At 71.5% G+C, this 10793-nt stretch carries 11 protein-coding genes; 3 read left to right on the top strand and 8 right to left on the bottom strand.

All coding sequences use genetic code 11. The features are described 5' to 3' along the window. Positions 1–268, top strand: a 268-nt coding sequence (locus G6030_RS16015) for a DUF732 domain-containing protein (protein ID WP_182643788.1), incomplete at its 5' end; no start/stop codon positions are given. 37 nt (positions 269–305) lie between these two features. Here the strand turns inward: G6030_RS16015 and G6030_RS16010 are convergent. The 3 genes from G6030_RS16010 to glnA form a co-directional block, all read right to left on the bottom strand. Then, the gene (locus tag G6030_RS16010) at positions 306–1136 is read right to left on the bottom strand and encodes a DUF1206 domain-containing protein (RefSeq protein WP_182643787.1); all 831 of its coding nucleotides are present in this window, start codon (positions 1134–1136) and stop codon (positions 306–308) included. A 46-nt stretch (positions 1137–1182) separates the two neighbouring features. Next, complete coding sequence (locus tag G6030_RS16005; protein ID WP_182643786.1) at positions 1183–1593, bottom strand: hypothetical protein; 411 nt, start codon at positions 1591–1593, stop codon at positions 1183–1185. Positions 1594–1755: 162 nt separating this feature from the next. After that, entirely contained in the window at positions 1756–3189 is a 1434-nt protein-coding gene (gene glnA, locus G6030_RS16000; RefSeq protein ID WP_182643785.1) for a type I glutamate--ammonia ligase, read from the bottom strand. Between the two features lie 220 nt (positions 3190–3409). Between glnA and G6030_RS15995 the strand changes: the two genes are divergently transcribed. Continuing rightward, on the top strand, positions 3410–3895 hold the full coding sequence (locus G6030_RS15995; RefSeq protein ID WP_182643784.1) for an RDD family protein: 486 nt from the start codon (positions 3410–3412) through the stop codon (positions 3893–3895). A 68-nt stretch (positions 3896–3963) separates the two neighbouring features. On the opposite strand, the gene G6030_RS15990 is transcribed toward G6030_RS15995, so the two are convergent. From G6030_RS15990 to sucB, 4 genes are all read right to left on the bottom strand, one after another. Next, positions 3964–4719: a DUF4191 domain-containing protein gene (locus G6030_RS15990; RefSeq protein WP_182643783.1), complete on the bottom strand. Its 756-nt coding sequence runs from the start codon at positions 4717–4719 to the stop codon at positions 3964–3966. A 130-nt stretch (positions 4720–4849) separates the two neighbouring features. Next, positions 4850–5866: a lipoyl synthase gene (lipA, locus tag G6030_RS15985; RefSeq protein ID WP_043567601.1), complete on the bottom strand. Its 1017-nt coding sequence runs from the start codon at positions 5864–5866 to the stop codon at positions 4850–4852. Positions 5867–5887: 21 nt separating this feature from the next. After that, positions 5888–6565, bottom strand: coding sequence for a lipoyl(octanoyl) transferase LipB (gene lipB, locus G6030_RS15980; protein ID WP_182643782.1), 678 nt, complete (start codon positions 6563–6565; stop codon positions 5888–5890). 119 nt (positions 6566–6684) lie between these two features. Further along, the gene (gene sucB / locus G6030_RS15975; protein WP_182643781.1) at positions 6685–8931 is read right to left on the bottom strand and encodes a 2-oxoglutarate dehydrogenase, E2 component, dihydrolipoamide succinyltransferase; all 2247 of its coding nucleotides are present in this window, start codon (positions 8929–8931) and stop codon (positions 6685–6687) included. 318 nt (positions 8932–9249) lie between these two features. Between sucB and G6030_RS15970 the strand changes: the two genes are divergently transcribed. Then, a complete protein-coding gene (locus tag G6030_RS15970) occupies positions 9250–9615 on the top strand; it encodes an oxidoreductase (protein WP_182643780.1) in 366 nt (121 codons plus the stop codon). A 23-nt stretch (positions 9616–9638) separates the two neighbouring features. Here G6030_RS15970 and G6030_RS15965 read toward each other — a convergent pair. Then, on the bottom strand, positions 9639–10793 hold a 1155-nt coding region (locus tag G6030_RS15965), incomplete at its 5' end, for a leucyl aminopeptidase (protein ID WP_241724417.1).

Raw genomic sequence — 10793 nt, 5'->3', positions numbered from 1 at the left:
CGCCGAGCCGGACCCGCCCGCCCAGCCCGCTCCGGGCGCCGGTGACTTCGCGGCGCTGCTCGAGCGTCGCGGGGTGACGCTGCCCGCGGACGTGGACCCGGTCGCCACGGCCACGGAGGCCTGCGGCCGCTTCGACGGGGGTCAGCAGATGGATGAGGTGTCCGGCTGGCTCGGCGAGCGCGCCGGGCTCGATCCGGACGGTCAGGGGTTCTTCCTCGGCGCCGCGGTGGGGACGTACTGCCCGCAGAACTTCCCCAAGCTGGGCTGAGGCCGGCCGCCCGGGGGCGGGGCGCCGCCCGCGGGGATCACATGCGGGCGAACCGGGCCCGAGCCATCGAGTACACGCCGAACAGGGCGATGCCCGCGCCGGTGAGAACGAGCAGCACCCGGCCGAACGGCTGCTCGCCGAGCGTGCGCAGTGCGGCGTCCAGCCCGCCGGCCTTCTCGGGGTCCGCGGTGACGACGGCCGCGATCACCAGTCCGCCGAGGATCGCCAGCGCCACGCCCTTGGCGACATACCCGACGCGCCCCGCGATGACGACGGCCCGCCCGACCCGACCGCGGCCGGTGCGTTCGAGGTCCTCGACGAACTTCGCGGTCGCGCCCTTGTACACGTGGTAGCCGCCCACGCCGAGCAGCACGAGGCCCACGACCACCAGCACCACCTTCCCGGCGCCCGAGCCCAGCAGGCCGGCCGTGGCGTCGGACGCGGTCTCCGAGTCGGACCCGCCACCGCCGGACGCGAACCGCGCGGTGGTCAGCCCCAGGGCCACGTAGACGGCGGCCTTCGCGCCGGCCTTGAGCCGGTCGGAGGCCTCCTCGGACCCCAGCAGCATCTCGACGACCTGCCACAGGCCCAGGGCGATGAACGCCGCCGCGCCAGCCCAGAGCATCACCGTGCCGCCCGGTGCCGAGGCGATCTGGGCGAGCGCGCCGGAGTTGGAGGCCTCGCCGCCACCGGAGCCCAGGGCGATCCGCACGGCGATCCAGCCGATGAGCAGGTGGACGACGCCGTTCATGACGAAGCCCGCGCGGGCCAGCCACTCCAGCGCCGGGTGGTCGACGGCGGACTGGGCGGCGCCGGACGCGGACCGCGCGGTGCGGGTGGCGGAACGGGAGCGCAGCGGCGAGTTCATGGCCGGATTCTCCCACGTCGGCGGACTTTTCCCATCCGGTCCCGGGTCACCACTCGATCTCGCCGAGGACCTCGTTGCGACGTCGTAGTTCGGCCACGCGCAGTTCGGCCGCGCGGTGCTCCTCCATACGCCGCCGCGCCTGCTCGGCCAGGGCGTCCGCCTCGACCTCGGCGAGCAGCAGCTGCAGGCGGTCCTTCTGCTCCCGGAGCGTCTCCACGGACGTGTCCATGGCGATGAGCTTGCGGGATCCGGCCGTGGCGTGGAGGAAGGGGTTGCGTTCGAGGATGAGGCGGGCCTCCTCGGGGTCCAGCACCCGCGAGAGCTTGAGCAGGACCGGGTAGCCCTGACCCTCGCTGTCGGCGTCGGGATCGTGCTCGGGGTCCAGGGCGGCGGCGACCACCTTGAGCGGCCTGGCCCGCGGGGAGGCGCTGCGGAAGTCGAAAGCGTCCGTGTCCATGGTGATCCCGGCTCCTTCCCGGCCCACCGCCCGGTGGTGCTCCGGGCGACCAGTGCTACCTGGCACAACCGTAAACGCCCCGGCCGTGGGGCCGGGGCGTTTCGGGTTTCCGGGGCTACGGACTCCGGATCATGCAGGGACGGCGATCAGATCGCCGGGCGCTCAGCAGTCGTAGTAGAGCTCGAACTCGTGCGGGTGCGGCCGCAGGTTGACCGGGGCGATCTCCTTCTCCCGCTTGTACGAGATCCAGTTCTCGATGAGGTCCTCGGTGAACACGCCCCCCTCGGTGAGGTACTCGTGATCCTGCTCGAGACGGTCGATCACCGCGGGCAGGGAGGTGGGCGCCTGCGGGATGTCCGCGGCCTCCTCCGGCGGGAGCTCGTAGAGGTCCTTGTCGACCGGCGCCATCGGCTCGATCTTGTTCTTCACGCCGTCCAGGCCGGCCATCATCATCGCGGCGAACGCGAAGTACGGGTTGCCCGAGGAGTCGGGGCAACGGAACTCGATGCGCTTGGCCTTGGGGTTGTTGCCCGTGATCGGGATGCGCACACAGGCCGAGCGGTTGCGCTGCGAGTACACGAGGTTGATCGGCGCCTCGTAACCGGGCACGAGCCGGTGGTACGAGTTGATCGTGGGGTTGGTGAATGCGAGCAGCGACGGCGCGTGGTGCAGGATTCCGCCGATGTAGTAGCGCGCGATGTCCGACAGTCCGGCGTAGCCCGACTCGTCGTGGAACAGCGGCTGGCCGTCCTTCCACAGCGACTGGTGGGCGTGCATGCCCGAACCGTTGTCACCGAAGAGGGGCTTGGGCATGAAGGTGGCGGACTTGCCGTTCTTCCACGCGGTGTTCTTGACGATGTACTTGAAGAGCTGGACGTCGTCCGCGGCGTGCAGCAGGGTGTTGAACTTGTAGTTGATCTCCTGCTGGGCGCCCGCGACCTCGTGGTGGAAGCGCTCGAGCTCGAAGCCGGCGTTGGTGAGGTTGGTGGACATCTCGTCGCGCAGGTCGACGAAGTGGTCGTACGGGGCGACGGGGAAGTACCCGCCCTTCTCGCGGACCTTGTAGCCGAGGTTGGGGGAGCCGTCGGCCTCGGAGCCCGCGCCGCTGTTCCAGTGGCCCGCGCTCGAGTCGACCTCGTAGAAGCCGTGGTTGGTGCCGGAGCCGTAGCGGACCGAGTCGAAGATGAAGAACTCGGCCTCGGCGCCGAAGAAGCACGTGTCGGCGATACCGGTGGAGACGAGGTACTCCTCGGCCTTGCGGGCGACGTTGCGCGGGTCGCGGCTGTAGGCCTCACGGGTGAACGGGTCGTGGACGAAGCAGCTGACGTTGAGCGTCTTGGCCCGGCGGAACGGGTCCAGGCGCGCGGTGGCGACGTCCGGCAGGAGCATCATGTCCGACTCGTGGATCGACTGGAAACCCCGGATGGAGGAGCCGTCGAAGGCCAGACCGTCCTCGAACACATCCTCGTCGAACGCCGCTGCGGCGATCGTGAAGTGCTGCTCGTTGCCCGGCAGGTCAGTGAACCGGATGTCGACGTACTCGACGTCCTCGTCCTTGATGAACTTGATGACCTCGTCCGGAGTGGAGAATGCCACGATTCGCTCCTCGTCTCTTCAAGTGCGGCGGGCGACCGGTGTCCCCCGTCGTGCGGTGACCTCACGATATGGGCGAGGTGTTGCCCGGTCGTCAAGCGAATGTTTCGCCGGTGTTACGTGAGACGGCCGGGGGGCGTCCCTCCCAATGGGGCAAGCCTAGTCGCGTGGGGTGGGGGCCGCCGACATGGGGAACGGCAGGTCGCCGGGCTACCCTGGCTCCATGCGTGATGTAGCGGGATCGTGGCTGTCCGGACCCACGTCCGGCAGCGGGCCGGAGCAGAAGTTCAAGGGCGAGAACCTCGGTCTGCCGGAGTCCGGCCCCGGCTCGATGGCCCCGCTCGGCGTCCGCTTCGGAGCCCTCGTCGTGGACTGGCTCCTGGCCTACGGACTGGTCGCCGCGATCGTGTCGGTGGGCGGGCCCGGTGCGCTGGGCGGGGACTCGCTCGCGGCGGTGTCCAGCTGGGCGGTGCCGCTGGTGTGGGGCGTGATCGGCGTGGTCTGCGTGTGGCTGTTCGCCCAGACCCCCGGTCAGGCCGTGCTCGGGATCGGCACCGCCCGGGTGGACGCGGAGGAGCGCGTCGGCTTCGTCCGCTCGCTGGTGCGGGTGGTGTTCATCTTCTTCCTGCTGCCCCCGCTGATCCAGGACGAGGACGGCCGCGGCATGCACGACCGCGCCACCGGCACGGCGCTCATCCGCTCCCGCTGAACCGCCCCGGCTGAGCCGCCCTCGCCGTGGGCGGCGTGGGCGGCGAGGGCGGCGTCGACTGAGCCCGGTCAGCCCCGGCGGCGGGCGCTGCGCTGGATGTTGCGGACCTTCGCGCCCTGGGGGACCGGGCCCTTGGGCATCTGGTTCTGCACGCCGGTCTTGGTGCTCAGGGCCCGCAGACGGGTGTCGAGGGCGTCGACCTTGGCGCGGCTGATGTTCATCGGGTACCGGGTGAGGCGCCGGTTGAGCTTGCGCAGCGGCACCTGCTCCGGGGTGGCGTCGGCGTCGTCACCCACGATCAGCTCGTAGATCGGGGTGTCGCCCACGACGCGGGCCACCTTCTTCTTCTCCTGGGTCATGAGCGGCTTGAGCCGGTGCGGCTGACCCTCGCCCACGAGCACGATCCCGCAGCGGCCGACCACGCGGTGGACGGCGTCGAAGCTGGTGGTGGCGGCGACGGCCTGGTTGACCCGCCATCCCGACCGCAGCTGGTCCAGCGCCCACGCGGCGGCACCCGGCTGGCCCTCGGCCTTGCCGTACACGGTGTTCTGCACGCGCCTCGAGAACACGACCATCGCGAGCATGAGGCCCACGAGCACGCCCAGGGGCAGCATCCACCACTCGCCACCCCACAGGGTGCCGAGGAGGAAGAAGACGACCGTCGCGAGCACGACCGCGCCGATCATCAGCGGCCACAGGAGCTTGTCCTGCTTGGACTGGATCTTCAGCGCCTGCCACATCTGGCCGCGCTGCTCCTTGCCCGCCGCGCGCCGTGCGGCCCGGGCCGCCTTCTTGTCCGCCTTGCTGACCTCGCTCTTCGCCATACCCCTCAGGATACGTGGCGTAGGGCGCGGTCAGAGAACCGCGCCGCCCTCGCCCCGAGGGTGACGGGGCGAGGGCGGCGGGAGGAGCGCGGCGGGTGCGGCGCTGCGGCGCCGGGTGTGCGAGCCCGGGTCAGGCGCGGGCGGCCTCGCGGGCCAGCACGCTCGAGGCCTCCTGCGACGCCGAGCCCTCCGAGGTGAGCTGCCGCAGGTGCTCGGGCACCTCCTGGCCGCGGTGCTCGAGCGCCTGGACGTACAGGCGACCGGCGCGGTAGGAGGAGCGGACGAGCGGGCCGGCCATGACACCGGCGAAGCCGATCTCGCGCGCCTGGTCGGACAGCTCCACGAACTCCTCCGGCTTGACCCACCGGTCGATGGGGTGGTGCCGCGGGGTGGGGCGCAGGTACTGCGTGATGGTGAGGATGTCGCACCCGGCGGAGTGGAGGTCCCGCATCGCGTCGACGATCTCCTCGGTGGTCTCGCCCATCCCCAGGATGAGGTTGGACTTGGTGACCAGGCCGAAGTCGCGAGCGGCGCGGATCACATCGAGGGAGCGCTCGAACCGGAACGCGGGCCGGATCCGCTTGAAGATCCGCGGCACCGTCTCGAGGTTGTGCGCCAGCACCTCGGGGCGCGACTCGAACACCTCGGCCAGCTGGTCGGGGTTGCCGTTGAAGTCGGGGATGAGGTTCTCCACCCCCGTGTTGGGGTTGAGCTCGTGGATCTTGCGGACCGTCTCCGCGTAGAGCCAGGCGCCCCCGTCGTCCAGGTCGTCACGCGCGACGCCGGTGATGGTCGAGTAGCGCAGGCCCATCTCGCGGACCGACTCGGCGACGCGCCGGGGCTCGTCACGGTCGAGAGCGGAGGGCTTGCCGGTGTCGATCTGGCAGAAGTCGCAGCGACGGGTGCACTGCTCGCCGCCGATGAGGAACGTGGCCTCGCGGTCCTCCCAGCACTCGTAGATGTTGGGACAGCCGGCCTCCTCGCACACCGTGTGTAGACCGCCACCCCGCACCAGGCCCTTGAGCTCCTTGTACTCGGGGCCCATCGTGGCACGGGTACGGATCCACGACGGCTTACGTTCGATGGGGGTCTCGGCGTTGCGGGCCTCGATGCGCAGAAGCTTGCGGCCCTCGGGAGTCACAGTCACGTCACCAAGCCTACGCGTGGTTCAGGACACGGGCAGTCGGCCGTCGAGCGCCTCCACCAAGTCGGAGGTGACGTCATCGAGGACGCCGGACACGGTGACGGTGCGGCCGAGTTCGGCGGTCAGCGAGGTGACCCCGGCGTCGACGATCCCGCACGGCACGATCCGCGAGAACGCGGTCAGGTCGCAGTCGCAGTTGAGAGCGAAACCGTGCATCGTCACCCCGCGTTGGACGCGGATGCCGATCGCGGCGATCTTGCGCTCGGGCCGCCCGTCCGAGGCCGCGCACCAGACGCCGGAGCGGCCGTCGACGCGTCCGGCCTCCACGCCGAGCCGGGCGCAGGTGGTGATGAGGGCCTGCTCGACGCGGCGCACGTACTCGACCACGTCGATCGGGTCGGTCAGCGCGATGATCGGGTACCCGACGAGCTGACCGGGGCCGTGCCAGGTGATGCGCCCGCCGCGGTCCACGTCGACGACCGGGGTGCCGTCGACCGGCCGGTCGGAGGGTTCCGTCCGCTTACCGGCGGTGTAGGTGGCGGGGTGCTCGAGGAGCAGCACGGTGTCGCCGCGTCGCCCGTCGGCGCGCTCCTCGGCCAGGGTGCGCTGGAGGTCCCAGGTGGGGGAGTACTCGACGGTGCCGAGCCGCCGGATCTCCGGGGCGGCCGGGTCGCGGCGCAGGGACTGACCGGTGTGAGACATGACACCAGGGTAGGCCGCGCGGGCGCGCGCGGCCCGGGAGGGTGGGGCGACGACGACCACGGGCGCCCTCCCCACAAGGGAGGACGCCCGTCGCGTGGTCGGCGGAGCCGGCGGTGGGACTACAGCCCGAGGTCGCCCTCGAACTCGGCCTTCTCCAGGCGGTCCTTGACCGTGGTGAGGAAGCGGCCCGCGTCGGCACCGTCGATGAGGCGGTGGTCGTACGTCATCGGCATGAAGCCCATGGACCGGATGGCGATCGACTCGCCGTCCGCGTCCGCGTCCACCACGGGACGGCGCACGATCGCGCCGGTGCCCAGCATCGCCGCCTGCGGCGGGACGAGGATCGGGGTGTCGAACAGGGCACCCTCGCTGCCGATGTTGGTGATGGTGAACGTGCCACCCTGCAGATCGTCCGGGGTGAGCTTGGACGTCCGCGCCCGGTCGGCGATGTCGATGATCGCCTTGGCCAGCCCCGGGATGTCCAGGTCCTGCGCGTTGTGGATGACCGGCGAGAGCAGGCCCGCCTCGGTGTCCACGGCGATGCCGAGGTTCACCGAACCGTGGTAGGTGATCTCGTTGGAGCTCTCGTCGTAGGACGCGTTGACGTTCGGGTGCGAGACCAGGGCCTCGACGACCGCCTTGGCGTAGAACGGCAGGTAGGTGAGCTTGACGCCGTGCTTGTCGGCGAACTGCTCCTTGACCTTCGACCGCAGCTGGGCCACACGGGTCATGTCGACCTCGAAGACCTGCGTGAGCTGGGCCGAGGTCTGCAGCGACTCGCGGGTCTTCTGCGCCGTGATCTTGCGGATCCGGTTGGCCTTCTTGGTGGTGCCGCGCAGCTCGGCGAGCTCGGGCCGCACCCCGGCGGTCGACGGGCCGCCGGCGGGCGCCTTCTTCTCGGCGGGTGCCTCGGAACCGGAGTCGGTCCCCGCACCCTCGGCCGCCGCGAGGACGTCCTGCTTACGGATCCGGCCACCGATGCCCGTGCCCTTGACGGAGTCCAGGTCGACGCCGTGCTCCTGCGCGAGCTTGCGCACGAGCGGGGTCACGTACGGCGAGCTGCCGGACTTGGCGGCCCCGGCGGGCTCCGCCCGCGGCGGGACGGCGTCGGCCGACTCGTTCGAGGAGGACTTCTTCGGCGCCGGCTTCTCGGCCTTCTTCTCGGCCTTCTTCTCCGCCTTGGCCGCGGCCTCGGTCTCCTGGGAGGGGGTGTCCTCCGGGACCTCGTCCTCGCCCGAGGCGTCGACGCCCTCGTCCTTGGCGTCGGTCGCGTTCTGCTCCTCGGCCGACTGGTCGTCGGAATCGCCCGAGTCGTCCGCGTCGTCGGCGCTGCCGGAGCCGTCGCCGATGACGGCGAGGGTGGCGCCGACCTCGACGGTCTCGTCCTCCTCGGCGACGATCTGCTGGAGGGTGCCGGCGACGGGTGAGGGGATCTCGGTGTCGACCTTGTCGGTGGAGACCTCGAGCAGGGGCTCGTCGACCTCGACGGTGTCGCCGACGGACTTGAGCCAGCGGGTGATGGTGCCCTCGGTGACGGACTCGCCGAGCTCGGGCATGGTCACGTCGGTGCCCTTGCCGCCGCCGGAGCCGCCGGAGGACTTCTTCGGAGCGGGTTCCTCGGCGGGCGCGTCGTCCTCGTCCGCGGAGTCGGACGCGTCCTCGGAACCCTGGTCGTCGGAGGCGGGCGCGTCGGCCGAGTCGTCGGCGTCGTCGGCATCGTCGGCGTCGTCGGCGCTGCCGGAGCCGTCGCCGATGACGGCGAGGGTGGCGCCGACCTCGACGGTCTCGTCCTCCTCGGCGACGATCTGCTGGAGGGTGCCGGCGACGGGGGAGGGGATCTCGGTGTCGACCTTGTCGGTGGAGACCTCGAGCAGGGGCTCGTCGACCTCGACGGTGTCGCCGACGGACTTGAGCCAGCGGGTGATGGTGCCCTCGGTGACGGACTCGCCGAGCTCGGGCATGGTCACGTCGGTGCCCTTGCCGCCGCCGGAGCCGCCGGAGGACTTCTTCGGAGCGGGCTCCTCGGCGGGCGCGTCGTCCTCGTCCGCGGAGTCGTCGGCCTGCTCGGCCTGATCGGCGTCGGCGGAGTCGTCCGCGGCGTCGTCGCCCGAGTCGTCGGACCCGCCGGAGCCGTCGTCGATGACCGCCAGCTCGCCGCCGATCTCGACCGTCTCGTCCTCTTCGGCGACGATCTTCTGCAGGGTGCCCGCAGCGGGGGAGGGGATCTCGGTGTCGACCTTGTCGGTGGAGACCTCGAGCAATGGCTCGTCGACCTCGACCGTGTCCCCCTCCTTCTTGAGCCAGCGGGTGACGGTCCCTTCGCTGACGGATTCACCGAGAGCCGGCATCTGTACGGAGAAGGCCATGGTGTCGTGACTCCTCGAGAGGTCTAGAGGCGCTGCTCCCCGGCGCGGTCAGCGCCCGCTGTGAGCGGCGTCGTGGGTGGGTCTACTGTCTGTTCGTCGATAGCGCCTCGGACGGACCCGCTGTGGCGACCCGACCGGACGATCGCCGTCCATTGTGCCCTCTGCCACTGGACGGTGTCGTCGGACGCCCCGATCCGACCCGAGGCGGGCGTCGAATCCCACGCCGGGCGACGCGATCCGCGCTGCTCGTGATGGGTACGATCGAACCGGCGTGACCGGCCCCACCCCGGACGGGGGGCCGACGGGAGGAGGCCGACCGTGGGGATCCGCGACCTGCTCGGGCGTCGTCGGCGGACGATCGCCGCCGACCCGGCCGACCTCGACCACCTCCGCCGGTGGTGCCGGACGAGGGTGGGGGTCGAGGCCTATCTCGAGCCGGAGACGCTCGTGTCCGTACCGGGCCTGTGCCTGGTGGCCTTCGACGGCGAGTGGACCCGCCGCCCGGTCGGCGACGTCGCCACCGCCCGCAAGCTCGCCGCGCGGTTGAAGCTGCCGCTCTTCGACGCCTCGATCCAGGGCTACCCCCAACGGATGCGCGACTACGAGCAGGTCCGCATCACCCGCGAGAAACGCGAACGCGCCCGCCGGCTGCGCGAACAGATGCGCGAGGCCGACGGGCGCTGACCGGGTCCGGTACGGCGGGGCGGTCAGCCCGCCGCGGCGATGTCCTCGAGCGCGGCGAGCATCGTGCGGACCGGCACGCCGGTGCCGCCCTTGGGCAGGTACCCCTCCGGGCCGCCGTCGTTGTAGGCGGGGCCGGCGACGTCGATGTGCGCCCACTCCACGCCCTCGCCGACGAACTCGCGCAGGAACAGTCCGGCCGAGAGCATGCCGCCCCAGCGGTTGGGGGTGACGTTGGTCAGGTCCGCCACCTCCGAGTCGAGCCCGTCGCGCAGCTCCTCGGGCAGCGGCATCGGCCAGCCGCCCTCACCCACCTCGCGGCTGAGCTCGGCGACCCGGTCACGGAACTCGTCGGTGCCCATGACGCCGGGGGTCTTCTTGCCCAGCGCCACCATCTGCGCGCCGGTGAGGGTGGCGGTGTCGATGAGATGCGAGGGGGAGTCCTCGCAGGCCCGGACGATCGCGTCGGCCAGGATGAGCCGGCCCTCGGCGTCGGTGTTCTGCACCTCGACGGTCGTGCCGCCGTACATGGTGAGCACGTCGCCCGGCCGGTAGGCGGTGGCCGACGGCATGTTCTCGGCCATCGGCACGGTCGCCACCACGGTGAGATCCAGTCCCAGACGCGCGGCGAGGACGACGGTCGCGACGACCGCCGCCGCCCCGCCCATGTCCATGGTCATCTGTTCCATGCCCGCGGCCGGCTTGATGGAGATGCCCCCGGTGTCGAACGTGACGCCCTTGCCCACCAGAGCCACCCGGGGACGGCCCTCGCCACCGCGGTGGGTCAGGCGCACCAGGCGCGGGCCACGGGACGAGCCGCCGCCCACGGCGAGGATGCCGCCGTAGCCGCCCTCCGCCAGCGCGGCCTCGTCGAGCACCTCGACCTCGAGCCCGGCCTCGCGCCCCAGCTCGGCGGCACGATCGGCGAACGAGCCGGGGAACAGCAGGTTGGGCGGGGTGTTGACCAGATCGCGCGCGAGGCCCACGCACTCGGCGATCGTGGCGGCCCGGGCCACGGCGTCCGCGCCCCCCTCGGCGACGAACACCCGCACGGAATCGGACTTCTCGTCGTCGTCACCCCCGTCGGATCCGGTGACCTTCGCCGGGCGGAACGATCCCAGGCCCGCGCCCAGGGCCACCGCCTCGGCGCGCTCGGCGTCGAGCAGCACCAGCGCCGACCC

It is taken from the genome of Dietzia sp. E1, assembly GCF_014145015.1.
Taxonomy (GTDB): domain Bacteria; phylum Actinomycetota; class Actinomycetes; order Mycobacteriales; family Mycobacteriaceae; genus Dietzia; species Dietzia cinnamea_A.
Note: the sequence above shows the minus strand (reverse complement) of the source record. Positions and strands in the feature narration are given on the sequence as shown.

Bases quoted from the DNA above. Each gene is read 5' to 3' on its own strand.
- lipB (WP_182643782.1), bottom strand. From the start codon at position 6,565: ATGTCTCACACCGGTCAGTCCCTGCGCCGCGACCCGGCCGCCCCGGAG.
- G6030_RS15990 (WP_182643783.1), bottom strand. From the start codon at position 4,719: ATGGCGAAGAGCGAGGTCAGCAAGGCGGACAAGAAGGCGGCCCGGGCC.
- G6030_RS16010 (WP_182643787.1), bottom strand. From the start codon at position 1,136: ATGAACTCGCCGCTGCGCTCCCGTTCCGCCACCCGCACCGCGCGGTCC.
- G6030_RS16005 (WP_182643786.1), bottom strand. From the start codon at position 1,593: ATGGACACGGACGCTTTCGACTTCCGCAGCGCCTCCCCGCGGGCCAGG.
- sucB (WP_182643781.1), bottom strand. From the start codon at position 8,931: ATGGCCTTCTCCGTACAGATGCCGGCTCTCGGTGAATCCGTCAGCGAA.
- G6030_RS15995 (WP_182643784.1), top strand. From the start codon at position 3,410: ATGCGTGATGTAGCGGGATCGTGGCTGTCCGGACCCACGTCCGGCAGC.